The 24306-nt window shown below is 68.8% G+C and carries 25 protein-coding genes, 2 tRNA genes and 1 pseudogene; 17 read left to right on the top strand and 11 right to left on the bottom strand.

Annotation, left to right across the window (positions count from 1 at the left end):
* Positions 1 to 2: 2 nt before the first annotated feature.
* The 3 genes from hpt to JRZ79_RS15315 all read left to right on the top strand — a co-directional run bounded on the left by hpt (position 3) and on the right by JRZ79_RS15315 (position 1455).
* Positions 3 to 569: a hypoxanthine/guanine phosphoribosyltransferase gene (hpt, locus tag JRZ79_RS15325; protein ID WP_010902373.1), complete on the top strand. Its 567-nt coding sequence runs from the start codon at positions 3 to 5 to the stop codon at positions 567 to 569.
* 68 nt (positions 570 to 637) lie between these two features.
* Positions 638 to 1318, top strand: a complete 681-nt coding sequence (locus tag JRZ79_RS15320) for a DJ-1/PfpI family protein (protein WP_010902372.1) — start codon at positions 638 to 640, stop codon at positions 1316 to 1318.
* 62 nt (positions 1319 to 1380) lie between these two features.
* A tRNA-Met gene (locus tag JRZ79_RS15315) sits at positions 1381 to 1455 on the top strand.
* Positions 1456 to 1621: 166 nt separating this feature from the next.
* On the opposite strand, the pseudogene JRZ79_RS26205 reads toward JRZ79_RS15315, so the two are convergent.
* Positions 1622 to 3177: pseudogene (locus JRZ79_RS26205) on the bottom strand (lipopolysaccharide biosynthesis protein).
* 112 nt (positions 3178 to 3289) lie between these two features.
* On the opposite strand from JRZ79_RS26205, the gene JRZ79_RS15300 reads away from it, so the two are divergent.
* The gene (locus tag JRZ79_RS15300; RefSeq protein ID WP_205252483.1) at positions 3290 to 5809 is read left to right on the top strand and encodes a DUF2298 domain-containing protein; all 2520 of its coding nucleotides are present in this window, start codon (positions 3290 to 3292) and stop codon (positions 5807 to 5809) included.
* Here JRZ79_RS15300 and JRZ79_RS15295 read toward each other — a convergent pair.
* Both JRZ79_RS15295 and JRZ79_RS15290 read right to left on the bottom strand, forming a co-directional pair.
* Positions 5710 to 5976, bottom strand: a complete 267-nt coding sequence (locus JRZ79_RS15295) for an HAH_0734 family protein (protein ID WP_012289181.1) — start codon at positions 5974 to 5976, stop codon at positions 5710 to 5712. The two genes, JRZ79_RS15300 and JRZ79_RS15295, sit on opposite strands and share 100 nt — an antisense overlap.
* A 25-nt stretch (positions 5977 to 6001) precedes the next feature.
* On the bottom strand, positions 6002 to 7345 hold the full coding sequence (locus JRZ79_RS15290; protein WP_205252482.1) for a hypothetical protein: 1344 nt from the start codon (positions 7343 to 7345) through the stop codon (positions 6002 to 6004).
* 149 nt (positions 7346 to 7494) lie between these two features.
* On the opposite strand from JRZ79_RS15290, the gene JRZ79_RS15285 reads away from it, so the two are divergent.
* The 7 genes from JRZ79_RS15285 (at position 7495) to JRZ79_RS15255 (ending at position 11122) form a co-directional block, all read left to right on the top strand.
* Positions 7495 to 7776 carry a 50S ribosomal protein L44e gene (locus JRZ79_RS15285; RefSeq protein ID WP_012289179.1) on the top strand — a complete coding sequence of 94 codons (282 nt, stop codon included), beginning with the start codon at positions 7495 to 7497 and terminating at the stop codon, positions 7774 to 7776.
* Between the two features lie 4 nt (positions 7777 to 7780).
* A complete protein-coding gene (locus tag JRZ79_RS15280) occupies positions 7781 to 7954 on the top strand; it encodes a 30S ribosomal protein S27e (RefSeq protein WP_010902367.1) in 174 nt (57 codons plus the stop codon).
* Positions 7951 to 8754, top strand: a complete 804-nt coding sequence (locus tag JRZ79_RS15275; protein WP_010902366.1) for a translation initiation factor IF-2 subunit alpha — start codon at positions 7951 to 7953, stop codon at positions 8752 to 8754. Before JRZ79_RS15280 ends, JRZ79_RS15275 begins: the two co-directional genes overlap by 4 nt.
* Entirely contained in the window at positions 8754 to 8936 is a 183-nt protein-coding gene (locus tag JRZ79_RS15270) for an RNA-protein complex protein Nop10 (protein WP_010902365.1), read from the top strand. Before JRZ79_RS15275 ends, JRZ79_RS15270 begins: the two co-directional genes overlap by 1 nt.
* Positions 8937 to 8940: 4 nt before the next feature.
* The gene (locus JRZ79_RS15265) at positions 8941 to 9693 is read left to right on the top strand and encodes a proteasome assembly chaperone family protein (protein ID WP_205251543.1); all 753 of its coding nucleotides are present in this window, start codon (positions 8941 to 8943) and stop codon (positions 9691 to 9693) included.
* A gap of 62 nt (positions 9694 to 9755) precedes the next feature.
* Positions 9756 to 10355 (top strand): J domain-containing protein, encoded by a 600-nt coding sequence (locus JRZ79_RS15260; RefSeq protein ID WP_012289178.1) that lies wholly within the window; start codon positions 9756 to 9758, stop codon positions 10353 to 10355.
* 62 nt (positions 10356 to 10417) lie between these two features.
* The gene (locus JRZ79_RS15255) at positions 10418 to 11122 is read left to right on the top strand and encodes a metallophosphoesterase (protein WP_049892488.1); all 705 of its coding nucleotides are present in this window, start codon (positions 10418 to 10420) and stop codon (positions 11120 to 11122) included.
* On the opposite strand, the gene JRZ79_RS15250 is transcribed toward JRZ79_RS15255, so the two are convergent.
* A complete protein-coding gene (locus tag JRZ79_RS15250; RefSeq protein WP_205252481.1) occupies positions 11110 to 12375 on the bottom strand; it encodes an NAD(P)/FAD-dependent oxidoreductase in 1266 nt (421 codons plus the stop codon). The genes JRZ79_RS15255 and JRZ79_RS15250 overlap by 13 nt on opposite strands.
* Positions 12376 to 12498: 123 nt before the next feature.
* Here JRZ79_RS15250 and JRZ79_RS15245 point away from each other — a divergent pair, with 123 nt between their 5' ends.
* The 6 genes from JRZ79_RS15245 (at position 12499) to JRZ79_RS15220 (ending at position 19556) form a co-directional block, all read left to right on the top strand.
* Complete coding sequence (locus tag JRZ79_RS15245; RefSeq protein WP_205252480.1) at positions 12499 to 13695, top strand: threonine synthase; 1197 nt, start codon at positions 12499 to 12501, stop codon at positions 13693 to 13695.
* 147 nt (positions 13696 to 13842) lie between these two features.
* Entirely contained in the window at positions 13843 to 14799 is a 957-nt protein-coding gene (locus JRZ79_RS15240) for a TAXI family TRAP transporter solute-binding subunit (RefSeq protein ID WP_205251540.1), read from the top strand.
* Positions 14800 to 14860: 61 nt separating this feature from the next.
* A complete protein-coding gene (locus tag JRZ79_RS15235; protein ID WP_010902358.1) occupies positions 14861 to 15352 on the top strand; it encodes a DUF1850 domain-containing protein in 492 nt (163 codons plus the stop codon).
* On the top strand, positions 15345 to 18059 hold the full coding sequence (locus tag JRZ79_RS15230) for a TRAP transporter permease (RefSeq protein ID WP_205252479.1): 2715 nt from the start codon (positions 15345 to 15347) through the stop codon (positions 18057 to 18059). Before JRZ79_RS15235 ends, JRZ79_RS15230 begins: the two co-directional genes overlap by 8 nt.
* 133 nt (positions 18060 to 18192) lie before the next feature.
* Positions 18193 to 18870 (top strand): metal-dependent transcriptional regulator, encoded by a 678-nt coding sequence (locus tag JRZ79_RS15225; RefSeq protein WP_012289175.1) that lies wholly within the window; start codon positions 18193 to 18195, stop codon positions 18868 to 18870.
* Complete coding sequence (locus JRZ79_RS15220; protein WP_205252478.1) at positions 18867 to 19556, top strand: TMEM165/GDT1 family protein; 690 nt, start codon at positions 18867 to 18869, stop codon at positions 19554 to 19556. The genes JRZ79_RS15225 and JRZ79_RS15220 overlap by 4 nt, the downstream gene beginning before the upstream one ends.
* A 23-nt stretch (positions 19557 to 19579) precedes the next feature.
* Here JRZ79_RS15220 and JRZ79_RS15215 read toward each other — a convergent pair whose 3' ends face one another.
* The 7 genes from JRZ79_RS15215 to sufD form a co-directional block, all read right to left on the bottom strand.
* Positions 19580 to 20263, bottom strand: a complete 684-nt coding sequence (locus tag JRZ79_RS15215; RefSeq protein WP_205251877.1) for an HD domain-containing protein — start codon at positions 20261 to 20263, stop codon at positions 19580 to 19582.
* Between the two features lie 191 nt (positions 20264 to 20454).
* Positions 20455 to 21117, bottom strand: a complete 663-nt coding sequence (locus JRZ79_RS15210; protein WP_205252477.1) for an AIM24 family protein — start codon at positions 21115 to 21117, stop codon at positions 20455 to 20457.
* A gap of 55 nt (positions 21118 to 21172) precedes the next feature.
* The gene (locus tag JRZ79_RS15205; protein WP_049892487.1) at positions 21173 to 21478 is read right to left on the bottom strand and encodes a hypothetical protein; all 306 of its coding nucleotides are present in this window, start codon (positions 21476 to 21478) and stop codon (positions 21173 to 21175) included.
* Between the two features lie 373 nt (positions 21479 to 21851).
* Positions 21852 to 21924: transfer RNA gene (locus JRZ79_RS15200), tRNA-Gln, on the bottom strand.
* A 65-nt stretch (positions 21925 to 21989) separates the two neighbouring features.
* Positions 21990 to 22424, bottom strand: a complete 435-nt coding sequence (locus tag JRZ79_RS15195; RefSeq protein ID WP_010902351.1) for a metal-dependent transcriptional regulator — start codon at positions 22422 to 22424, stop codon at positions 21990 to 21992.
* 61 nt (positions 22425 to 22485) lie between these two features.
* On the bottom strand, positions 22486 to 22980 hold the full coding sequence (locus JRZ79_RS15190; protein WP_049892592.1) for a rubrerythrin: 495 nt from the start codon (positions 22978 to 22980) through the stop codon (positions 22486 to 22488).
* 111 nt (positions 22981 to 23091) lie between these two features.
* Positions 23092 to 24306, bottom strand: a complete 1215-nt coding sequence (gene sufD, locus JRZ79_RS15185) for a Fe-S cluster assembly protein SufD (RefSeq protein ID WP_205252476.1) — start codon at positions 24304 to 24306, stop codon at positions 23092 to 23094.

Here is a 24306-nt window from a genome sequence, read left to right as displayed (position 1 = left end):
GCATGGATCGGCTCAAGCAGTCCCTGCTCGATGCCCCCATCATCGAGAAGGACGGTTACCATTATTTCGTACATCCGATCAGTGACGGCGTCCCGATGCTGGAGCCGGAGTTGCTGCGGGAGATCGTCATTCGCATCATTCGGAAGGCCGAACTCGACGAGGTCGACAAGATCGTCACCCCCGCAGCGATGGGGATCCACATCTCCACGGCGGTCTCGTTGATGACGGACATCCCGATCGTGGTCATTCGGAAACGCGAGTACGGGCTGCCCGGCGAGGTCGCGCTCAGCCAGGAGACGGGCTACTCGGAGAACGAGATGTACATCAACGACGTTCACGAGGGCGACCGCGTGCTCGTGCTCGACGACGTGCTGTCGACCGGCGGGACGCTGCGCGCGATCACGGACGCCTTGGAGCAGACCGGCGCGGACGTCGCGGACGTGCTGGCGGTCATCAAGAAGGCGGGGCCGAACGAGCTCGACGACACGGACATGGACGTGCGGACGCTGATCAACGTCGACGTGGCGGACGGCGAGGTCGTCGTCGTCGACGACCAGGGCGATCACTGAGCCGGGAAGCCGGCGGGGATCGCGGCGGACACGCGGTTTTTCTTCTCGGGTGCCGTACGAAGGGGTACATGGCATCCGCACTGCTGGTCGTGAGCGAGGAGGGATACTGGGGCGAAGAATGCATCGAGCCGTTGACGACGCTCGACGACGCTGGGTTCGACGTGACGGTGGCGACGCCGAGTGGCGGGCCGGCCGTGCTCGACGAGCGGTCCGTCGACACCGCCGAGGTCGACGCCGACACCGCCGAGTGGGTGCAGGAGGTCCACGAGAACGACGAGCGGCTGAACGACCCCGAGCCGCTGGCCGCCCAGACGGCCGCGGAGTACGACACGGTCGTGTTCCCCGGTGGGCACGGCGCAGAGTGGGACGTGAACCAGGACGTCGACGCGCGCCGCCTGCTGCGGAACGCGGTCGCCGGCGAGGACGGGACGGCGCTGGTTGTCTGCCACACCATCGGCATCCTGGCGTGGACGCGCACCGACGACGGTGACTTCCTGGCGGAGGGCCGGTCGATCACCGGCTTCCCCAACGAGTGGGAGGAGGGAATCGTCGACGAGCACGACCGCCTGCCCGACGGCCGCAAGCTCCCCTACTGGGTCGAGGACGAGGTCGTGGCTGTGGGCGCAGACTGGGACGCCGAACTCGATTCGGAGACGAGCGTCACGGTCGACGGCGACCTGGTGACCGCGCGCGGTCCGGGGTCGTCGGCGGCCGCCGCCGACAGGCTGCTCGACGAGCTCGACGTGTAGGAAATCTCCCACACGGCGACCGAATCAGAACCCTTATCCGTAAAACCGAGTTATGGATTGATAGCGGGATGGGATAGCCAGGAGATTCCGCCGGGCTCATAACCCGGAGATCGGTAGTTCAAATCTACCTCCCGCTACTCCTCTGGAACTCGACTCCTGAGCCTCGCCACCGTTGCGGGGCCCCCCGAGAGTTCCTGTCCCCTGCTTGTGCAGCGGTGCGTGTTCTCATTACAGCCGAGCGCAGCGAGCGCCGGCGCGGATCGTGTCGTCGATCGCCGGCAGCGACTGCCCCACGGGGTCCAATCAGCGCCGAACCGCGTCGGCGATGGTGTTCCGGTAGCGCGTGGCGAGTTCGCGGACGACGAGTCGGTCGCGGGGGTCGACGCCGAGGACCGAGAGCGCGCCGAGATACGAGGGCAGGCCGACGAGAACACCGGCAGCGATTGCCAGCGAGCCGTCCACGAGCAGGGATCGGACGCCGAGCATCGCGGCGGCCATCACGGCGCCGGCGGCGAGCGGTCGGAGGAACGTGGCATCGAACGGCCAGAGGCCTTCGAAGCGCCGGAGGAGCAGGACCTGAAGGGCGTTCTGGACGGCGATGGCCAGCGAGGTGCCGAGCGCCGCGCCGACGAGCTTGAACTCGACGACGAAGACGTACGTGAGGGCGACGTTGAGCACGGCGAGCAGCCAGTCCAGCGCCATCCGGGCGTACTGGTGGCGGTCATCATGAGCAGCCAGCCGGTCGCGCCCACGGCGCTGCCGACGAACACGCCCGCGAGGTAGACGGCGAGCGGCCCGTATCCGCGGGTGTACGTCGGGCCGAACAGCGCGAGCAGGTCGCGGCCGAACACGAGCTCGACGGCGAGGATGGGGACGACGGTGGTGACGATGAGCCGGGTCACCGACGAGTAGACGGCGTTCAGGGTGTCGATGTCGCCGGCGGCGTGGAGCCGGGAGGCGACCGGGGGGAGCAGTTGGTTGAACGACAGCAGGGGGATCCACGCGATGGAGACGAGCACGAGCACGACGTTGTAGACGCCGGCCGCGACGGCCGTGAGGAGCGCGCCCACGAGGAGGATGTCGGCGCGGTTCTGGAACACCTTCCCGAAGCTGCTCATCGCGACCGGGGCTGCGTGGTCGTAGAACCGGCGGGCGTCCCGGCGGAGGCCGCGCAGCGTCGGCGTGACGCCGGTGATGCGCGCCGTGAGTGGGAACCCGAGAACGACGAGGACGAGCATGCTGGCGGCGTATGCGCCGGCGACGCCCACCACGGAGTAGCCGAGCGCGAGCGCCGTGAGCGCGCCCACGAGGCGGACGGCGGGCCGGAGGAGTTTATTGAACAGGACTTCACCGCGGGCCGAGCCGTCGGCGCGGAAGGTGGCGGCGTACACCATCACGAGGCCGACGAGCACGACGACCACGCCGAGCAGCCGCATCGCCGCCGGGAACGACGGGTGGTCGACGGTGGCGGCGTTCAGGCGGGGTGCCGCGAGCCAGACGCCCGCCGTGATGAGCAGGCCAACGCCGGCGGTGGTGACGTACGCGAGGCCGGTCACCCGAGAGCGGCGGCGGGCGTCGGCGGCGGGCAGGTACCGCTGGAGGGTGGGGACGCTGCCGAAGGTGACCAGCCGGGACAGCAGCTGTGCGATCCGCCACGCGAGCGCGTAGACGCCGTACGCGACGGGGCCGAGACCGCGGGCGAGCGCGAACTCCACTGCGGCGACGAGCGCGCGCTGGGCGGAGACGCCGCCGGAGGTGACGACAGCGCCGTGAGAGATCGTCACCAGCGCGTCGCGTTCAGCCTCTGACACCGTCTCGCCGGGGGCGGTCGCCTCGTGGTCGTCGGTGCTGTCTCCCATCGTGCTGTGACGTGCGAGTGCGCGTCGCCGAGTAAGCTATTCGGTCCGCCGGTCGGCGGAGCCGCGGGCGGAACCCGAAAACGTTTGCCGGATCAACGCCACGCCTCCGCTAATGGAGTTCGGGGTGGTCGCTCGATGGTGGGTGTTCTTCGGGGTGTTGTTGGTGGCAGGCCTACCCGTGGCGTCGCGCCTGCTCCCGGACGCGCCCGACCGTGGGGCGTCGGTTGCGATGCCGCTGTCCCTGGTGGTGGTGACGCTGGCGACCCTCTGGGTGGGGCAGGTCGCGTACGGACAGCTGGTCGTCGGCGCGGTGTTCGTGGCGGTTCTCGCGGCAGCCGCGTGGCTGGCGCGCGGTGGTGTCGAAATCCCGCGGAAGCCGCTGCTGGAAGTGGTCGGCGTGTTCACGGTCGCGTTCGTGTTCCTCATCGTTGTCCGGGCGTGGGCCGACGGGGTTCAGCCGGGCGGCGGCGAGCAGTTCCTGGATTTCGGGCTGTTGCAGGCGCTCGACCGGGCCGGCCAGCTACCCCCGCGTGACATGTGGTTCGCGGGCGAGCGCGTCGTCTACTACTACGGCGGCCAGCTCATGGCGAGCATCGGCGCCCACCTCACGGACACGGCCCCGCGGTTCGCGTACGAGCCCGCGCTCGCCGGCGTTTACGCGATGGGGTGTACGGCGGCGTACGGGCTTGCGAGCACGATCGCCGCGGGCAACGGCGGCGAGGGTCGGCCGGTGGGTGTGCCGACAGCGATCGGTGGGGCCGGGGTCGCGCTGGCCGTGGTGGTGCTGGCGACCGGCGTCGACTGGCTGGTCGTCGCGCTCCCGGCGGCCGCCGCTGCGGTCGTCGTCACGCGGCCCAGGCGCGTGCGAGCGGGCGTGCTCGGGGCGTTCGCGTTCGGGTTCGCGAGCAACCTCGGGCCGGTGATCCGGCTGCTCGCGGCGCGCGTGGACGTTGTCAGGGCGGCGGTCGTGGCCGCGGGGATCAACGCCGACCGTCGGCCGGCGATCACCCCCGAGGCGTTCGACATGTGGCACGCCAGCCGGTTCATGGAAACCGGGCTCAACGAGTTCCCGCTGTTCGCGTACCTGAACGGCGACCTCCACGCCCACATGGTGAGCGTGCCCGTGCTGTTCGTCGCCGTGGCGGTCGGGGTGGCGTACTATCGGACGCCGGCCCGACAGCGGCGGCGGCGTTGGGCGCTGCTGTGGGGCGGGTTCCCGGTGGCCGGGGCGGCGATTCTGACCGTGAACACGTGGAGCCTGCCGACCGTGTTCGGGGTGGCCGCGCTCGCCGTCGCGCTGGCCGACCCCGCGCCCGCCACGCTGCTGCCGACGGGGGTGCAGCAGTGGACGTGTCGGCGGTCGGCGGTGGGACAGTCGGTGCAGCGCGTCCTGCTGGCGGTGGGCGTCGCGGCCGTCGGTGGCGTGCTCGCCGTGGTGATCGCGTGGCCGTTCGTGCAGAACGTGTTGTTGGCCGGCGCGAGCAACCAGCACCTGGCCGTGCTGCCGGTGCCGTCGCAGGCGGGCGCGCTGGTGTTCGTGCACGGGCTGTTCCTCGCGGCGTTCGGCGCGTACTTCGTGTCGCGCGTGGCGACATCGGTGGCCGGCTGGGTGGTCGCGGCGGCGGCTGCGGGCGCTGCGGTGGCTGTGGCGGTGGCCGTTGGGCCGGTCGTCGGTGGCGTGGGCATCACCGCGGTGGTGCTCGTGGGGCCGGTGCTGGGCGCTGCGTGGTGGCTCCGCCGCCGAAACGCCGCCGGGGTCGAGTGTGTGCTGGTGGCCGCGGGCGCGGGGCTGGTGGTGCTCGTGGAGTACGTCTACTTGGCCGACGCGGCGTCCTACGAGCGGTTCAACACCGTGTTCAAGGTGTACGCACAGGTGTGGGCGCTGTGGTCGGTGGCGGGCGGCGTTGCGCTCGCTGGCGTCTCCGAACGGCGCGCATCCAGCAGGGGCCTGGGAGCAGTGTTCGTGGTGGGGCTGGTGGTGGCGGCGTCGGTCTACGGCGGGCTGGCGGTGACCACGCACGCCGCGAACGCCGACGACGCGTCCCTGGACGCCCTGGAGTACGCCGGCGACGCCCATCCAGGGGAAGCAGCGGCCGCCAGGTGGCTGGGGGACCGACGCAGGGGAACACGGATCATCGCGGCACCGGGCGTCGATCCGTACACGTGGCAGAACCCGGCGGCGAGTTTGAGCGGGGTGCCGACCGTCGCGGGGTGGGCCCACGCCGCCAACTACCACAGTCAGGCGGCGTGGGAGCAACGCGTCGACGACATCGGCGTCGTCTACGAGACGACGGACGCCGCGTCACGGGCGGCGATCCTCGAAAAGTACGACGTGACCTACGTGTGGGTGGGGCCGGTCGAGCGCGCGCGCTACGAGATCCCGGATCTCAGCGCCGACCCCGGGATCGAGCCGGTACACCGGACGCCAGCGGTCACGATCTATCGGGTGACGGACGGCGAACTCGTCGCGCCCCGCAGCGGTCCCATCACGGTCACAACGACGCCACAAGCGACCGCGACGGCACCGGGGGCTCAGACCGCGAGGTCGCCGGCGCGCTTCGTGACGGTGACGTCTTCGGCGTCGACGGCCGTGACGTCCAGCCAGTGGGGGACGAAGTTGCGTTTCTCGTAGTCCTCAAGCTCGTCTTCGTCGCCGGCGATACACCACAGCTGGACCTCGTCGGGGCCGTGCCAGTCGCCGTTCCGGGTGACCTGGAAGAGGTGCTTCTCCTCGCCGTCGACCTCGACGATGCCCTCCCGGCGGACGTCGGCGTCGCCGTGGATGATGAGCCGCTCCATGCGTTCGGTTTCGGCGTAACGCGGATTAAACGCTTCGAAGCCCCCCTGCGGCGGTGCGTCCGAACCAGTACGTGGGGTGGGCGAGGACGACGAGCAGGGGCAGCCACGCGACGAGCACGAGCGTCGGACCGACCACGGCGACGACCGCCGCTGGCGGTGCCAGAACGGCTGCGAGCCGCTGCCAGCGACTCGCGGGGGCGACGTCGTGGGCCGCGCCGAGGACGACGAACACGCCGAGTTGCGCCACGAGCAGCCCCGAGACGACAGCCCTGCGGACGGTCGGCAGCGCGACCGCGGGATGTGTGAGTGCGCCGCCGACGGCGGCGAGCGTGCCGAGCGCGATCGGGGTGCCGACCGCCGCCGCTGTGAGGCCGCGAACCGTTCGGAGCCGCCCGCTGGCTGCGAGTGTCCCGACGGCGGCGGCAGTGAGCGCGGCGAACAGCGCGGCGGCGATGGAGAGCTCGAAGTACGTAGAGACCACGCCGGACCCGACGAGCGCGACGGCCGCAGCCCCGCCAGCGGCGGCGACGACGGTGCCGGCTTGGGTGGAGCCGACGGTCGGCACGCGCGTGCCGACCGCACGCGTCGACCACAGCAGCCCGGCGAGCACGGCCAGCGTCGGCGCGAGCACGATGGCTGCGTACCGGAGGAATGCGGGGCCGGTTTCGGCGACGAGGGCGGCCTGCGTGGCGGCGGTGGCGACGAGGCCGTCGCTGGTAGCGTACGCGATGACTGCGTCGTCGAGCTGGTCGCCGCGCGTCCACGTTGTCACGGGCGCGTCGGCGGGGCCGTGCGTGACGACGTGGTCGGCGGGTGCGTGCAGCCGGACGGCGTCGGCGTCGACCTCCCAGCCCGTCGGTCTGCCGTCGGCGACGGCGTCGACGACGACCACGCCGCCCGCCGCGGTGTGGGCGACGCCGGGCGCGTCGTACTCGATGGTGACGGTGTCCCCGCCAGCCGTGAGAGTGGCGGCTGCCGGGACCGGCGCGATCCCGTCGGTCGCAGTGGGGTCGCTGCCGGCCGCGAGTGCCGCGAGGACGGCGTCGGCGTTGGCGGCGGCCCAGCGGGCGTCCGCCGAGCCAACGGTCAGATCAACGGACACCTGGGTGGTGCCGTTGGCGGCAACATGGACGTCCATCGTGGACGCCGCAACGGTGGTGTTGTCGCCGCCGGCCGCCGCCGCGGCCTCCTCGAAGCTCGGACCGCACGCACCACAAACGTCCGCTGGCGGTGGTGCCGCCGCGGCCGGTGGGGCAGCGCCGAGCGAGAACGCCGAGACCACGATGAGGACGGCGATGAGACCAATGCGACTCGCGTCGGCACACTCAGACACGGCGGACAGCGATCGGGACGAGGGGGGCGGTGACATGTCCGACGTGTCACATCGAACTGTCAAAACGTTTGCTCGGCAACCGCCGCGGGGCGTCCAACTCGAACGACGGTTCTGCTGCCGCCCCCGAACCAAACGGATTTTAAACAGCCGAATCATATCGGGGGATAACAGAGCTGATTCCGCCTATGGAGATGCCACGCCGATTCAACAGCTACTGCCCGAACTGTGACGAACACCACCAGCTTGAGGCCGAGAAGGTGCGTTCCGGCCGCTCGTCTGGCATGAAATGGGACGCTCGCCGCACGAAGCGCGCGAACGCGTCCATCGGGAACCACGGTCGGTTCTCGAAGGTCCCGGTCGGCAACAAGCCGACCAACCGGACGGACCTCAAGTACCGCTGCAGCGAATGCGGCAACGCCCACCTGCGTGAGGGATGGCGCGCCGGCCGACTGGTGCTCCAGGAGTAGACCAATGTCAGGAGGATTTTACAACGTCGAATGTCCGGATTGTGAGAACGAACAGACCGTCTTCGGGAAGGCCTCCACGGAGGTCGCCTGTGCCGTCTGCGGGACGACGCTCGCGCGTCCGACCGGCGGCGAGGCCGACCTCCTCGGTGAGGTCATCGAAACCGTCGAGGCCAGATGAAATACGAGGGCTGGCCCGACGAGGGCGAACTGGTCGTCGGGAAAGTCGACGACATCGAGGACTTCGGGGTTTTCGTCGACCTCGAACAGTACCAGGACAAGCGTGGGCTGGTCCACGTCAGTGAGGTCGCCAGCGGCTGGATCAAGAACGTCCGCGACCACGTCAACGAGGACCAGACCGTCGTCGCGAAGGTGTTGGGCGTCGACGAGTCCGCCCAACAGATCGACCTGTCGTTGAAAGACGTCAACGACCACCAGCACTCGGACACGATCCAGGAGTGGAAGAACGAACAGAAGGCCGACAAGTGGCTGACCCTGGCGTTCGGCGAGGACATGGCCGACGACCAGTTCCGCCGCATCGCCAACGGCCTGCTGGCGGACTTCGGGAGCCTCTACGACGGCTTCGAGCAGGCGGCCATCCACGGCCACGAGGCGCTGGCTGACACCGCCCTCGAAGACGACGAGATCGACGCCATCGTCGAGACCGCCCGCGACAACGTCTCCGTGCCGTACGTCACAGTCACGGGGTACGTCTCGCTGCAGTCGCCGGACGGGGACGGCGTCGACACGATCAAGGACGCGTTACAGGCCGCGGAGGGCAACGGCGAGGTGCCCGACGAGGTCGACCTGGACGTGACGTACGTCGGTGCGCCGGAGTACCGGCTGCGCGTGCAGGCACCGAACTACAAGACCGCGGAGTCCGCGCTCGAGGCGGCCGGCGACCGCGCCGTCGACTCGGTCACGGCCCACGACGGGAGCGGCGCGTTCCACCGCGAGCGCCAGCTCGACGACGACGCGTAATGAAGTCGGATATCCGCGTCTGCGAGGCGTGGCGCAGCCACCACGACGGCCCCGTCTACACGCTGTCGGAGACGTGTCCCGAGTGTGGCGGTGACGCCGTCAACAGCGCGCCAGCGCCGTTCGACCCGGCGGACCCACACGGCAAGTACCGACGCGCTCTTAAGGAGCGCCGCCGGCTGTAGGGATATGGACGAACTCAGCATTGAGTGGGTTGCAGAGCCATCGCTGGACGATCCGGCGCTCGTCGAGGGGCTGCCGGGCGTCGGGCACGTGGGCAAGCTGGTCGCCGAGCACGTGATCGCGGAAGCGGACAGCGAGCTCGTGTGTCGCGTGCACAGCGAGTACTTCCCGCCACAGGTCACCGTCGGCGACGACAGCGTCGCGGAGCTGGCGGCGGCGGAGATCCACGCCGTCGAGACGAGCGGCCGGGATCTGCTCGTGGTGACCGGCGACCACCAGGCCCAGGACACCGTGGGCCAGTACCGCGTGACCGAGGCGTTCCTGGACGCGGCCGCGGAGTTCGACGCGACGGACGTGTTCTCGCTCGGCGGCGTCCCGACCGGCGAACTCGTCGAGGACCACGACGTGATCGGCGCGGTCTCCAGTGCGGCGCTGAAAGACGGGCTCGCGGACGCCGGCGTGGAGTTCCGCAGCGAGGAGCCCGCGGGCGGCATCGTGGGATCGAGCGGGCTGCTGGTCGGCCTCGGCGGGAAGCGTGGGTTCGACGCGGCCTGCTTGATGGGGGAGACGTCGGGCTACCTGGTCGACCCGAAGGCCGCCAAGGCCGTGTTGGCCGTGCTGGGGGCGCGACTCGACTTCGAGATGGACGAGGAGGCGCTGGACGACCGCGCCGAGGAGATGGAGGAGGTCGTGTCGCGGCTCCAGGACATGGAGGAGACGCCCAGTCCCGGCGACGAGGACCTGCGGTATATCGGCTGAGCCGCGGCCGGTCGGTCGCGGTGAGCGAACGTTTCTTTTCCACGCAGCCCCCATGATGACGTGTGCCAGGAGCATGGCTCGCGTGGGGGGCTGCGATCACGGGCGGCGTGACAGTGGTTGCGGCCGCGCTGTTCGTCGCCGGACAGCGGCTGTTCCCCGCGGGGGACAGCCACGGGCCGACAGGGGAGTCCGGGGAGTGGAAGCGCCGCAGGGAGATCCGGGAGTACTTGCACGCGATCGGGGAGCCGTTCGCCGAAGACCACGTGGTGGCTGGTCGCAGCGTGGCGTTCTACCTGCCACAGCGCGACGTCGCGGTGACCTTCGACGCGGGCGCGTATTTCAGCATTCGGAGCGCGGACACGGCGGCGGTGTTGGCCGAGCACGAGCTCCCCGGGTGGGCGATCGGCGGCCGGCTCCCGTTCGAGACGCCGGACGTGAGCGACGTGTTCGAGGCGGCCAGCGCTGCCGAGAGTGACAGCGACGGGGCGGCGGCGATCGAGGACGCCTTCGAGACGCTGGGCGTTTCACGCGGGGCCAGCGACACCGAACTGCGGGCCGCGTACCAGGACCGCGTCAAGGACGCGCATCCGGACCACGGCGGTGACAGGGAGGCCTTCGAGCGCGTCCGGGAGGCGTACGCGGTGGCACAGCAGGCGCGGTAGCCGGCTGGTGGCCGCCGCCGCGGATCGCTGTGCATAACTCGCCGGGTTGCGACGCATCGGGTGTGTCCCAGACGCCGGCGTGGGTGGTGTTCGGGCAGCGGGTGGCGTATCTCCCGGCGGCCGACGCGCTCGTGCTGGCAGATCTGCACGTGGGGCGGGGCAGCGCGTCGGACGAGCGGCGGGACATCCTGGCCCGGTTGCGGGGCCACCTCGACCGGTTCGAGCCGGCTCGCGTGGTGGTAGCGGGTGATCTATTGCACGCCACTGGGTCGCTGCCGGCGGGGGTCGCGGAGACGGTTGGTGCAGTCGTCGGCGCGATCGAGGACAGCGCCGCGGGCCTGCGTGTGGTTCGGGGCAACCGGGACGGAATGCTTGCCGCGGTTGGCGTGTCCGCAACCGACAGCGTGCGGCTCGACGACGGCACGGTCGTGTGCCACGGCCACGAGGAGCCGGCGGCGGATGGGGACCGGTACGTGGTCGGCCACCAGCATCCGGCCGTCACAATCAGTGGGGGGCAGCGGCGGCCGTGTTTCCTCTATGGCCCCGGGCAGTACGACAGCGCCGACGTGCTCGTGGTGCCGGCGTTCACGCGGCTCGCGGCGGGGACGCCGGTCGGAACGCTCGGCGACGGCACCGCCGTGTCGCCGCTGTTGGCGCCGCCGGCGGGCTACCGGCCGATCGTCGTCAGCAACGGGGAGACGCTGGGGTTTCCCGCGCTCGGGGATCTCGACGGGCTGTTGGTGGGCGCGCGCGGCTACGAGACGTGATCGCTGGCGGCGCGTGCGGCCGCCCGCCCGCTCTCCATGGCACCGTTTATCGAGGCGTTGTGCGTGTACGAGCCGGCGACGTACACCGCGCCCGCGGGGGCGGTGGTGTCCGGGAGCGTGTCGTGGACGCCGGGGGGTTGTGCGAACTGGGAGAACGGCACCCGGTGTGTGTGCAGGACTTCGAACGCGCCGAGCGACGCCTCCGGATACCAGTCGGCGATGGCGTCCCGGGCGGCGGTGGCGAGGGCCGTCGACGAGCGGTCCGGCGTGCCCAGCGTGGTCACTGCGACGAGTTCGCGGTCGTCGGGGGCGTATTCGGGCGCGACGCCGGACATCGGTGCGACGGTGTTGGGCACGTCATCGGCGGCGTTGAGGTGGATGCGGTCGCTGTCACCGAGCGGGTGGGCGGCCGGGAGCGCGACGTGTTGGGTGGTACAGCCCTTCCAGTCGGTGGGGATCGCGTCGACGCCCGTGAGCTCGCGTGCGGCGTCGGGGTCCGTGGCGACGACGACGGCGTCCGCGTCGATCCGTTCGCCGGGCACGTCGACGGCAGCGGGATCGCTGTGGACGGCTTCGACCGGCGTTTCGGGTTCGATGGTGACACCCGCATCGCGGGCACGGGCGGCCAGCTGGGCGGAGATCGCGCCCATCCCGGCGGCCGGGAGCACGGTCCGGCCGTCGGCGAGCAGTTTGAACGTGTACTCGAAGACGCGTTTGGACGTGGACAGCGACCGATCCAGCGTGATACCCCCGTAGAACGGTCGCACGAACCGGTCGACGTACCGGTCGGAGAACCCGCGGGCGGCGAGATACTGCTCGATGGTGGCGTCGGCGTCGCTCCAGATGTCCGCGAAGGGTTTGCGGGTCAGTTCCCGCTTCAACAGCAGCGTGCGGAGTTTGTCCATCGTCGATACCTCCCGGTTCAGCATCGACGGAACGAGTGCGCCCGGATCGCGCAGGGGGTCCCCGAGCACTGCGCGCCGGTCGCCGCGGCAGATGACCGCCCCAGGTGAAAACGACCGCAGGTCGAGGACGTCGAAGTCGAGTTCGCGTTTCGCCGCGGGGTACGACGTGAACAGCACCTGGAAGCCGCGGTCGAAGGTGAAGCCGTCGGCGTGCGTGGAGCGGACGCGGCCGCCGACCGTGGGGTTGCGCTCGAACAGGGTCACGTCGAGACCGTCCGCCGCGAGGTGTCGCGCCGCCACCAGCCCCGCCAGCCCGCCGCCCACAACCACTGCCTCTTCGTCGGTCATGGCCGGGTGTTGGGGTGGCGGCGTCATCAACGTGGGTGCTTTCGGGGCGTGTGTGCCGCCCCGAGGACGCCGGCCACGCTGGAAGGGACAGGGCCTTTGTCGGGGCGTTCGAAACACCGCAGCATGGAGACGACGCGAGCCTTCGAGGGGCTGGAGTGCGTGGACTGTGGGGAATCGTTCGCGGCCGCGGCGGCGACCCACCGGTGTCCGGAGTGTGGGGGCATCCTCGACCCCGCCTACGACCTGGAGAACCTGGACGTGGACGCCGAGACGTTCGAGGCGCGGCGGTTCGACTCGCTGTGGCGGTACGCGGAGTTGCTGCCGTTCACGCGTGGGTCGGCGGTGTCGATGGACGAGGGGGCGACGGCGCTGGTTCCGTGTCCGGGGCTGGCCGACGAACTCGGCGTGGGCGAGCTCTACATCAAAGACGAGGGGCGCAACCCGACCGGCACGTTCAGGGACCGCGGGCAGACGGTGGCGATGACGGCGGCGGCCCAGCACGGTGCCAGCGAGGTGGCATTAGCGTCGACGGGGAACGCCGGACAGTCAGCGGGAGCGTACGCCGGTCGTGCGGGCCTCGATGCGCACGTGTTCCTGCCGTCCCGCTCGGGGTTCACCACCAAGGCGATGGTGAACGTCCACGGCGGCGACATGAACGTCGTGCAGGGGCGCATCGGCGACGCCAACGCCGCCTTTGAGGACGCCATGGACGAACACGGCGAGGCGTGGTACTCGCTGCAGGCGTTCGCGACGCCGTACCGCCACGAGGGCAAGAAGACGCTGCTGTACGAGACCGTCGAGCAACTCGACTGGGAGACGCCCGACCACGTGGTCTATCCGACCGGCGACGGCGGCGGGCTCGTGGGGATGTGGAAGGCCGCCACGGAGCTCCGCGAGCTCGGCATCACCGCGGACGTGCCGGCGATGTACGCCGCGCAGGCCGAGGGGTGTGCGCCGATCGTGCGGGCGTTCCAGGAGGGCCGCGACGCCCACGAGCCGTGGGACACGCCGGACACCATCTGTGGCGGCATCGAGATCCCGGACCCCGCGGGCAGCCGGCTGGTGTTGGAGGCACTGCGCGAGAGCAACGGCGGCGCGGTGGCCGCGAGCGACGAGGAGATCCTGGAGGCGGGCACCGCGGTCGCCAGCCGTGCGGGCCCGGAGATGGGGGCGACGTGCGCGGCGGCGGCGGCGGGCGCGTGGGAGCTGGCTGACCGGGACGCGTTCGGGGAAGACGACACCGTGGTGGTGGTGAACACGGGGACGGCGAACAAGGCGGCGGACGTGTTGCGGTCGCATCTGATGAGCAAAGGCATCTGAGCGACCGCGTTGAGAACACGCGTTATTTCGACGGATCGGTTTAATTCGTGGTGAATTTTGCGGGCGTTGGTTCTGGAACAATGGGTGCGACAGCGCCGAATACGACGTTCGAAATATTAATACGATGGAGAACCCACCGGCAACTGTATGCCAACTGAGCACACGCGTCGGCGGTTCCTGCAGGCGACTGGGGCAACCGGCATCGCTGCGCTGGCTGGGTGCGCCGGCGGTGGCGACGGGGCCGGGGACGGCACGCGGCTGTCGTGGCACGCGGGCGGCCAGAGTGGCACGTACTACCCGCTGTCGAACGAGTTCAAGACCATCGTCGAGGACAACACGGACTACTCGCTGAACGTCCAGACCACGGGCGCAAGCGTGGAGAACGTCGGCAGCCTCGCGAAGGGGAACGCCGACTTCGCGCTCATCCAAAACGACATCGCGTACTTCGCGAAGAACGGCACCGGGATCGATGCCTTCCAGGACAGGGCGGTCGACAACCTCGTCGGCGTCGCCACGCTGTACCCGGAGACGATCACGCTGATCACGCGTGCGGACACCGGCATCGAGACCGTGGCCGACCTCGACGGCGCGACCATCAACACCGGTGACCTCGGGTCCGGCACGCAGGTCAACGCCCTCCAGATCCTGGAGGCCGCCGGCGTGACAGACTACGAGGAGCAGACCGCGTCGTTCGCACAGGCCGCCGAACAGCTCCGGAACGGCGACATCGACGCCGCCTTCGTGGTCGGCGGCTGGCCCGTGGGTGCCATCGAGGAGTTGGCCAACACCAACGACATCGAGATCGTGCCCATCGAGGGAGAGGCCCGCGACGCCGCCAAGGAGGCGGCGTCCTGGTTCGCCGACGACACCATCCCGAGCGGGACGTACAGCGGCATCGACCGGTCCATCGAAACCGTCTCCGTGCAGGCGATGATCGCGACCCACGACGGCGTCGACGAGGCGACCGTCACGGAGGTCACGAGCGCGATCTTCGAGCACACCGGCGACCTGACCATCAAACCCGACTTCATCGACACGGCGTCGGCCCAGGACGGGATGTCCATCGACCTCCACCCTGGCGCGGCCGCCTACTTCGAGTCGTAACGCCGCCTCCACACCCCACACGCGGGTGTTTCACAAGCCACATGCGTAGAGAGATCAGTTCATGAACCGCACTCGTATCGTCGTCGTGGCGGCCAGCGTCCTGGCCGTGCTGACAGTGATCGCTGCCGTCGTGCCGGCCGGGACTGTGCTGGTCGCCGACGACACCGACACCGACCAGCGGTATCTCACGGTGCCCGTCTCCGAGGGCTCGACAGTGGCGCTGGAGTACACACACAGCGTCGAGCGCTCCCGCGTCTACGAGGCCTACGCCGTTCGCGGCGAAACCCTGGAGATGACGCGCGCGGAGTTCGAGTCGTACGGCTGGGGGTTCCCCAGCGCCGCGAACGTCACCATCGAGAACGGGACGTTCGTCTACTCGCCGGACCGCACCGCCACCGTGTTGACGGTGTCACCGGGACGCATCGCCGGACACACGCTGCACGTCGACGACCGAAGCTACGACCTCGTCTCGGTGACCGACGCACAATCAGTTGATCTTCATGTTGTCCATCGAACACTCCTTGCGACGATGATCGAGAGCATCTATGAGTAACGACCACTCGACGACGGACGCGCCGGACGCGGACTCAGTACTGCAAGAGATCGAGCGGAAACGCGACCTCAGCGGGCGGATCGTGCTGGCGGTCGCCGCGATCGGGATCGCGTTCTCCGTGTTCCAGTTGTGGCTGGCGGCCCGGGGTTCGGTGCTCTCGGTGTCGCTCCCGATCGTGGGGTCGGTCACGCTGGCGAAACTCCAATTGCTCCAGATCAACGCCGTGCACGTGGCGTTCGCGCTCGTGTTGACGTTCCTGCTGTATCCAGCGAGCACCGGTGACGGGCCCGTGGCGCGGCGGTGCAAGCGGCTGTCGGAGGCGGCCACCGCCAGGCTGGGCTCGTCGCACCCGGTGACCCGCGTGATCAACGCTGTCGGCGCGGGCCTGGCGTGGGCGATCGTCGACGACGACCTCGACGCCGTGGCCCCGATCGACATCGCGTTCGCGGCGGTGTCGGCGCTGGCGGCGGTGTACTTCATCACGGACTTCGCCGAGATCCGCGAGCTCCGGTATCTGGGCCTGACCGCTGGGCGTCCGCTCCCGACGGTGTGGCTCGGCTACCTCGACGTGATCCGGCCGGTGTTCGACGCGCTCAGCCCCGTCCTGAACCCTGCCGGGGCGTTGCTGGGGCCGCTCGGCCACACCTCCTACGCGCTCGTGCTCGGCGCGGTCGGCGTGGTGCTCGTGCTCGAAGCCACGCGGCGAGCGATCAGCCTCTGGCTGATGTGCATCGTCGCCGCGTTCATCGCGTACGCCCGTTTCGGCTACCTCATTCCACAGGACGTGGCGTACCTGCAGATCATCTCGATCCCGCCGTTCGCGTGGCCGGAGATCATCCAAAACCTCTGGTATAACACCGAGAACGGTGTGTTCGGGATTCCGGTCACGGTGTCCGTGCAGTTCATCTACGTGTTCATCCTGTTCGGTGCGTTCCTGGAGATGTCGGGCGCCGGCCAGTGGTTCATCGACCTGGCCTACGGCGCGACCGGAACCCGGAAAGGCGGCCCCGCGAAGGCCTCCATCCTGGCGTCCGGGTTCATGGGCACCATCTCGGGGTCGTCGATCGCGAACACGGTGACGACGGGCGCGTTCACCATCCCGCTGATGAAGCGCTCGGGATACCGCCCGGAGTTCGCGGGCGCGGTCGAGGCGTCGGCGTCCTCGGGCGGCCAGATCCTCCCCCCAGTCATGGGGGCGGCGGCGTTCCTCATCGTGCAGTACACCGGCACGCCGTTCGCGGACGTGATCGTCGCCGCGACCATCCCCGCGCTCGTGTTCTTCTTCGGCGTGTGGGTGATGGTGCATTTCGAGGCCGGCAAGGAGGACATCGGCGGGCTCGGCACCGACGACCTGGTGTCGCTTCGGTCGCACCTCCGCACCGGCTGGTTCTACCTCGTCCCGATCGGGTTGTTGTTGTACTACCTGATCGTCGAGCGGCTGTCGGTGGCGCGCTCGGCGTGGTTCACGATCGTCGCGATCGGCGCACTGATGGCGCTGGTGGCGGCGTACGGCGACGAAACCCGCGGCCTGCTGGGCGGCGTGCTGACGGTGGTGACCGGTGGCACGCTGCTGGCGGAGTGGCTGGGGGGCGGCTCACTGGTGGCGGTGCTGACCGGTGGTGGTGCCGGCGCGCAGCCGCTGGGCGGAGCGGTTGCCGCGACGCTGGGTGAACTCGGCTGGCTGGCGATCGCGGCGGGCGTGATAACGATGGCGCTGCGGCCGCGGGCGGACGCCAGCCTGCTGGGCTTCGACGACGCCGTCGACGACACCGCGGGCGCGGTCAGCGCCGCGGTGGGGCGCCCGTCGCTTGCCGGCAACGGGCTGTTCCGGTACGGGGTGTTCACCCTGAAGTCGATGGAGGACGGCGCCCGGACCGCGGTCCCGGTCGTGATCGCCGTCGCCGCGGCCGGCATCATTCCGGGCGTCATCAGCATCTCCGGGCTCGGGCCGAACCTGGTGTCGCTGATTCAGGCCGTCGCGGGGGGCTCGCTGGTGGTCGTGCTCGCGATCACGGCGATCTCCTCGATCATCCTCGGGATGGGGATGCCGACGACGGTCACGTACATCATCCTCTCCGTGTTGCTCGTGCCGGTGTTGCTGCCGTTCGGAGTGCCGGAGCTCGCCGCGCACCTGTACATCCTGTATTTCGGCGTCATCGCGGACATCACGCCGCCGGTCGCGGTGGCGGCGTACGCGGCCGCCGGGGTGGCGAAATCGGACCCGTTCGACACCGGCGTCGAGGCGTTCTCGCTGTCGCTGAACAAGGCCATCGTGCCGTTCGCGTTCGTGGTGACGCCAGGGGTCATGCTGTTGCGGCGCAACGCCGGGTCGCTGCCGCCGGGCGACCAGTACAGCGTCGTCGGCGTGGCTGACCTCCTCGACGTAGGGTATTCGGTTCCGGAGGTGGTGCTCCCCATTGCGGGTGTCGTTCTGGGTGTCGTGGCGCTGGCTGCGACCGTCATCGGGCACGTGTACACCGACGTTGCGCGCGCCGAGCGCGTGGCGTACGCGGGCAGCGCGCTGTTCCTGATGGCACCCACGCTCATCGTCACCACGGCCAACGACGTGCTCGGCCTGCTGGGCGTTGCGGGCGGACAGACGGGTGTCGTGGTGGATCTCGGACTGCGGGCGATCGGGCTCGCGGTGTTCGCGGCGCTGCTCGTGCGGAACCGTCGTGCGAGCACCGCCGAGGAACCGGCCGCGTAGCGCTGCCGGGTGGTCGCTCGTTTTTGCCTGCGTGAATGATTCGTCGCAGTGCCACCGCTCACGACAGTCGGGAAAACGAAGGTACCCGCATCGCCAAATATATATTTAGATGCATCTAAACGACGGTGTTGGCATGCTCTCTGACGTAATGGAAGACTACCTCAAATCGATCTACAACCTCGAACGCGAACACGAACCGCCGATCGCGACGTCCACCATCGCGGAGTACCTGGACGTCACGCCGCCCACGGTCACCAGCATGGCCGAGAAGCTCGAATCCCGCGGCCTGATCGAGCGCGAGAAATACGCGGGCGTCGAGCTCACGCCCGACGGCGAAACCGTCGCCGTGGAAGTGATCCGCCACCACCGCCTGCTCGAATCGTTTTTGGCGACCCATCTGGACTACGACTGGGACGAAGTCCACGACGAGGCCGACGCCCTCGAACACCACATCAGCGAGGAGTTCGAGGACCGACTCGCGGAGAAACTCGGTGACCCGACGGTCGACCCCCACGGCGACCCCATCCCGAACGCCGACCTCGAACCGCCCGAGCACCCCGACACCGAGGTGCTTGCCGACCACGCCGAAGGCGACGCCCTCGTGGTGGCGCGCGCGAGCGACCGCAACACCGACGAGCTCAGATATCTCGCCGACGCCGGCGTGCAGCCCGGCACTGAACTCACGGTCACCGAGCACGCGCCCATCGGCCTGTTCGTCGTCGAGATCGACGGCGAAGCCGTCCACCTCCCCGAGCGCGTCGCGGAAACGCTCGAAGTCAGGCCCGCGGCCGACGAGGTGACCGACGCGTGAGCGCGTTCACGGAAGTCCTGACGCTCGCGTTCGTCACGCAACTCGCAGCGCTCCCGGGCGAAAAGGTCCAGTTCATCATCGCCAGCCTCAGCACCGAATACGACCCGCGGATCGTCGTCGCAGCGGCCGGCTCCGCGTTCGGCATCTGGACCGTGATCGAGATCCTCGTCGGGGAGGGGCTCCAACGCCTCATTCCCGGTGTCGTCTTGGACGTGACAACCGCCGCCCTGTTCGCCGTGTTCGGCATTCTGCTGTTGCGGTCGATGCCCGCACGAACCGGATCTGACGAACCCATGTCAAGCGACGGCGGGGGCGTCGCGGCCAGCATCGACGACGTGACCCTGTTCGGGTACCGCCTCACCACGGCGCTCGGCGGCTTCATCCCCATCTTCTCGATGATGTTCGCCGGCGAGTTCGGCGACAAAACACAGCTGGTCACCATCGGACTGGCAAGCGACTACGGCGCGACGCCCGCGATCTGGCTGGGGGAAATGCTGGCGATCATTCCCGTCAGCATGGTGAACGCGTACTTCTTCGACCGCTTCTCCGGGAAGTTCGACGCGCGCAAGGCGCACCTCGTGTCCGCAGTGCTGTTTTTCTTCTTCGCAGGGGACACGCTCCTAGACGTGGGTGTCGGCGTCTCCGTCTGGGAGGAACTGGTGGCGCTCGCCAGCCAGCTGCTCTGATCGCTGGCAGCGTCCCGGGACGGTTAGTACCCGGTGTCGTTCATCGCCGGCACCTCCGAAGTCAGCCAGTCGTGGAGCCACCGCACGCGCTTCAAGCGCTTGTGTGCGATCGACGACGCGGCGTCGGACTCCACGCGCTCGGCGGCGTCCTCGCCGCGGTCCAGCACGCGCTGGATCATCTCCGCGGCGTCGACGTGGGTGCGCGCCTCGTACCCCATCCGGAGCAACATCAGCGCGGCGCCGTTCGCGCCGGCTTTGTCCAGCAGGTCGGCTTCCACGAGACACCGCGCCTCCAGTGGCAGGTCCATGAGGTCACCCTGATAGGAGTGCCGTGACACCGCCTCCGCGACCTGATCGACGAACGACGGCGGGAACTGGCCGTGCGTTTCGAGGTATTTGCGCGCGATGCGCGCGCCCTCCTCGGCGTGGGCGTCCTGTTCGGCCTCCAGCTTCGCGATGTCGTGGAACAGCGCCGCGACCCGAACCACATCGACGTTCGCGCTCGTCGCCTCGGCGATGCGCTCGGCGATGTCGACGACGTTCATGATGTGGGTGAACCGGTACTCCGCGGAGTGCCACGGGTACCACCGCATCCGCCCGCCGTCGGTCTCGTTTTCGACGCTGGCCTCCAGGTAATCCCGGACGAACGCGGCCATGTTGTCGAACTGCGCGTCCGTGACCGGCGACTCCCTTATTTCGACGCCCACCGTCTCACCTCCGTTCCCAAGCAGTGCATCCGTGTCATTGTTCGGATACAGGTTTGTTCCAGTCTTAGGCCTTTTGCAGCCCTCCCGGCGGGCGACGTCGACTCGGCGGCCGACCCGCCAGCCACCACGCCACGGGAAGCAGCCCGACCCGTGGCGCGCGACGGAACTGTCGCCCACACGGTGGCCGTGGGTCAGACGTGCTCCTCGTAGGGCTGCACCACCACGAAGCCGGAGTCAGTGCCCGCGTCGTCGAACTCCATTTGGAAGCGCTCCCCGGACTCCTGGCCGACCATGTCCGAGAGGCTGGCGTTCACGTCGACGCTCGGCGTGGTGGCGCTCCAGGCGACCGTCGCACTCGGGTCGGTCGTCACCGGCGGCGCTATCACCAGCGGATCGCCGTGGGTGGTGAGCGCAACACAGCCGGGGCCGCTGATCGCGACGTTCGTGAACCCCCCGGCGAACGACCCGGCGAGGCTGTCCATCGTCGTGACCTCGTAGGACAGCTCGGACTCGAACGCGAGTACGTCCTCGCCGTTGACCGTGATTCGGTCGTCGGCGGCCAACTCGAGGATCTGGACTTTCTTCTGTGCGTCCGCGAGGTAGAGGGTGCCTGTGCCCTCCGCACGCATGATCGGTGTGCCCTCACCGGTTGCGGCCTCCTTGATGATGCCCGTGAGCCCGCCCTCCGCCGACCGCTTCCCGGTGAACGAGAACTCGCCCGTGTACGCGACCATCGCCCCGGCTTTCGCCATCACGTCGCCGTCGACATCGATTGCCAGGGTGTAACTGTTCTCGATCGCGAACGGGGCGTCGTCGCTTGCGGTGTCCGCGGCGTTGAATTGGTCGATGTTCATAACGAACCGAAGCCGAACGGCTTCGTGTGCCAGGTCACCGCCACACCCCATGAAGCTACTGCTGGTGTGCAGTGAGTGCAGCCTCACACTCCTGCATCGCCTCGAAGCGCTCGCTGTCGGGGTCCTCGATCGGGACGGTTTCGACGGTCACCCACCCCGAGTCGTAGGTGAGAGCGGTCACCCAGTCGTCGGTCCCGAGGATCACGTGCTCGGTGACCACGACCGGATCGCGGGTGTCGGCCTCGACGGCACGCTGGCGGTCGACGGGGACCACCAGCGAGAACGCGTCGGCGTGGTTCAGGGCCGTTACTTCCTGTTGGCGCAGCGGCCGGTCGGGAAGCGATTCGAGTGGCTCGCTCATACCGGCCGTTCGGAGCAGCCACACGTAGGGGTGTCGCTCCCAATATACGTTTTATTCATACTCTAAAAATGTACACAAAGTATATATGGAGTACTATCATTGCTCCGAATACGATGCCGGAATGCAAGAACTGCGGCTCGTTCGTAACCACGGACTACGCACGCGTGTTCACACCACCAGGCGTCGACAGGCCGCGCGTTTGCCCCGAATGCCCCGACATGGTTCGGGACGGGGCCGACGTTCGGAAAGCCCGCGCAACACGAACCTGACAGCCGTCCCGGCGGCCGACACCCCCCATACTGTTTTTGCTGTCGCGATCACTCGCCGAGAAACCAGACCACCCCCCGACAGCACTGGACTGCGGATCGGTGAGTAGTCCCGGGCGGATTCGAACCGCCGTCGTGGGCTCCAAAGGCCCATATGATTGGCCACTACACCACGGGACTGCACTCGCGGATAGCGATGCAAGACACAAAGAGATTGCTTTTCGAACCGCACCCCCGCGGGGCGCTCAGTCGTCGGCCTCGACGGACGGCTCGGCGAGGAACCCACACGCGTCAGCGCCGGCGTCGAAGCAGTCCGGACACTGGGACTTGCGGTCGATGATCATGTCGAGGCGCTCGGCCACCGTCTCATCGATCACCGGCTCCAGCTGTCGGGCCTCGTCGCGGAACGACTCCACCCCGAGCACGTTCGCCAGGAACCGTTCGAGGATACAGTACGTCTGGAGGGCGTCTCGGGCGCGGGCCGCGCCGTCCTCGGTCACGGACGCCCCCTTGTACTTCTCGTGTGTCACGAGACCGCGGTCTTCGAGTTTCCCCACCATCTCGTTGACGCTCGCCGGACTGACGCCGAGGCGGTCGGCGAGCTCCCCGGTCGCGGCGGGGCCGTCGGTTAACTGCTCTACGAGAAAGATCGTCTTCAAGTACTGATCAGCAGTGTTCATGTCCAATCACCTCGAACGGCGACCACACCGGCCGGCACCGCTGCGCCGACAGTGGCCGTGCTCATCTGTGTGCCTCCATCAGCGCAGTGACCGACTCGACGCCGTCGGCTTCGGCCGCCCGGATCTCTCGCAGCGTCGCCAACAGCCGGTCCTGATCGACGCCGAACGCCGCCTCGCTGGCCTCGATCGCCGCGATCAGATCGTCGTAGAACTTGTACGCGGTTTCCTCGCCGTGCAACTGATCGTACAGCACGCCGTCGAAGTCGTCCGGCCCGGTCTGCCCGTAGCTCTCCGCAACCAGCGCTTCGACCTCCCCGAACGGGATGCTGTCGGCGTCAAGCGACTCGATGATGTCCTCCAAGCGCGCGCGGTGATCCGCGGACTCCTCGCTGGCGTCGGACAACAGCGCCTCGATGTCGGCGTCCCGGTCGGCCGCCGGCAGCGACTGGTAATGTCGATGCGCGCGGACCTCCACGACCTCTTCGAGCACGACCCCGATCTGTAGCAGCCGCGCCAGTTGGCGATCGGAGTCGACGCTCGCAGCGAGCGAGCTCACGGCCGCCGCCACCTCGCGAACGATGCGGTGCGCATGGATACAGTCGACGGTCTCACCGTCCTAAAAGGCGAGGATTCCCCGGCAACGGGGTGTGGGGAACCGCTGCGCGGGTCAGTCGAGCCGCTCGGCGATCCGTGTCTCCAGGTCCTCGCGCAGTTCCTGGACTTCGACCTCTTCGAGCACCGGCACGAAGAACCCCGCAACAAGCATGTCCGTGGCTTGCTGGGCGGTGAGGCCGCGGTCCTGCATGTAGAACAGGGTCTCCTGGTCGACCTGCCCGACGGTCGCGGAGTGGCTGGCCTCGGTGTCGTGGTTGTTGATGATGAGCTTCGGGGAGGCGTCGGCCTCGCTCTCGTCGCTCAGCATCAGCGTGTTCTCGCGCTGGTAGCTCGACGTGTCCCAGGCGTCACTGCCGACGTCCTGGACGCCCTCGTAGACGCTGCGGGCGTCGTCGTCGATGACGCCGCGAGTCACGAGATCCGCGGTGGTGTGCTCGGCACGGTGCCAGACCTTCGCGTCGAGGTCGAAGTGCTGGTCGTCGTGGCCGAAGAACGCGCCGACGATCTTCGTCTCACTGGCGTCGCCCGCCAGTTCGGTGGAAACACCGGTCTTCGTCAGCCGGCTGCCGATGTTGCCCTCGATCCAGTTGACCGTGGCGTACGTGTCGGCGTGCCCGCGTTTCAGCGTGTAGTTGTACGTCTGCTCGTCGAAGTCCTGGAGGCTCCCGTACTGCACGTAGGAGTTCTCTCCGGCGTCGACCTCGACGATCCCCGAGTAGTAGCGCTCGCCGTCGACGTCGTCGCCGGTGTCCTGGCGCTCCAGGATCGTCGCCGTCGCGTTGTCCTCGGTGATGACCAGCGTGTAGTTGAACAGCGACCGCGAGTTCATCGAGGTGCGGATGGTGACGTCCTCGGCGTCGACGCCCGCGGGCACGTACACCACAGTCCCGGTCGTGAACAGCGCCGTCGACAGCGCCGTCAGGCGGTTCTGGTGGGGGTCGATGACGCTGCCGAACGCGTCCTCGACGCGGTCGGCGAGGTCGTCGTCCTGGAGCGCGTCGTGGAACGACTCCACGCGAGCGTTCTCCGCGCCGACCTGGTCTTTGTCCTCGGTCTGGGAGAGCGGATCGACCAGCGCGTCGAAATCGAGGTCTTCGAGCGTGGTCCACTTTCGGCCCGGCGTCTCGATGACGCTGGGGAACGCGAGGTCGTCGAGCGCCTCAAGCGCATCGAGGCGCGTTTCGCGGAGCCACGCGGGCTCGTCGCGCTCGTCGGCGATCCGGCGGACCGTCTCTGCAAAGATATCAGTGTGTAGCTGCGTACTCAT

This window comes from Halobacterium sp. BOL4-2 (genome assembly GCF_016917835.2).
GTDB classification, from domain to species: Archaea; Halobacteriota; Halobacteria; order Halobacteriales; family Halobacteriaceae; genus Halobacterium; species Halobacterium salinarum.
The sequence above is the reverse complement of the archived record's forward strand: the minus strand, read 5'-3'. Positions and strand labels throughout refer to the sequence as shown.

Coding starts and splice junctions, on each gene's coding strand:
- JRZ79_RS15235 (WP_010902358.1), top strand. CDS start 14,861: ATGAACCGCACTCGTATCGTCGTCGTGGCGGCCAGCGTCCTGGCCGTG.
- JRZ79_RS15295 (WP_012289181.1), bottom strand. CDS start 5,976: ATGGAGCGGCTCATCATCCACGGCGACGCCGACGTCCGCCGGGAGGGC.
- JRZ79_RS15240 (WP_205251540.1), top strand. CDS start 13,843: ATGCCAACTGAGCACACGCGTCGGCGGTTCCTGCAGGCGACTGGGGCA.
- sufD (WP_205252476.1), bottom strand. CDS start 24,306: ATGAGTACGCAGCTACACACTGATATCTTTGCAGAGACGGTCCGCCGG.
- JRZ79_RS15290 (WP_205252482.1), bottom strand. CDS start 7,345: ATGTCACCGCCCCCCTCGTCCCGATCGCTGTCCGCCGTGTCTGAGTGT.
- JRZ79_RS15195 (WP_010902351.1), bottom strand. CDS start 22,424: ATGAACACTGCTGATCAGTACTTGAAGACGATCTTTCTCGTAGAGCAG.
- JRZ79_RS15280 (WP_010902367.1), top strand. CDS start 7,781: ATGTCAGGAGGATTTTACAACGTCGAATGTCCGGATTGTGAGAACGAA.
- hpt (WP_010902373.1), top strand. CDS start 3: ATGGATCGGCTCAAGCAGTCCCTGCTCGATGCCCCCATCATCGAGAAG.
- JRZ79_RS15245 (WP_205252480.1), top strand. CDS start 12,499: ATGGAGACGACGCGAGCCTTCGAGGGGCTGGAGTGCGTGGACTGTGGG.
- JRZ79_RS15265 (WP_205251543.1), top strand. CDS start 8,941: ATGGACGAACTCAGCATTGAGTGGGTTGCAGAGCCATCGCTGGACGAT.
- JRZ79_RS15210 (WP_205252477.1), bottom strand. CDS start 21,117: ATGAACATCGACCAATTCAACGCCGCGGACACCGCAAGCGACGACGCC.
- JRZ79_RS15250 (WP_205252481.1), bottom strand. CDS start 12,375: ATGACCGACGAAGAGGCAGTGGTTGTGGGCGGCGGGCTGGCGGGGCTG.
- JRZ79_RS15270 (WP_010902365.1), top strand. CDS start 8,754: ATGAAGTCGGATATCCGCGTCTGCGAGGCGTGGCGCAGCCACCACGAC.
- JRZ79_RS15225 (WP_012289175.1), top strand. CDS start 18,193: ATGCTCTCTGACGTAATGGAAGACTACCTCAAATCGATCTACAACCTC.
- JRZ79_RS15230 (WP_205252479.1), top strand. CDS start 15,345: ATGAGTAACGACCACTCGACGACGGACGCGCCGGACGCGGACTCAGTA.
- JRZ79_RS15285 (WP_012289179.1), top strand. CDS start 7,495: ATGGAGATGCCACGCCGATTCAACAGCTACTGCCCGAACTGTGACGAA.
- JRZ79_RS15300 (WP_205252483.1), top strand. CDS start 3,290: ATGGAGTTCGGGGTGGTCGCTCGATGGTGGGTGTTCTTCGGGGTGTTG.
- JRZ79_RS15320 (WP_010902372.1), top strand. CDS start 638: ATGGCATCCGCACTGCTGGTCGTGAGCGAGGAGGGATACTGGGGCGAA.
- JRZ79_RS15275 (WP_010902366.1), top strand. CDS start 7,951: ATGAAATACGAGGGCTGGCCCGACGAGGGCGAACTGGTCGTCGGGAAA.
- JRZ79_RS15205 (WP_049892487.1), bottom strand. CDS start 21,478: ATGAGCGAGCCACTCGAATCGCTTCCCGACCGGCCGCTGCGCCAACAG.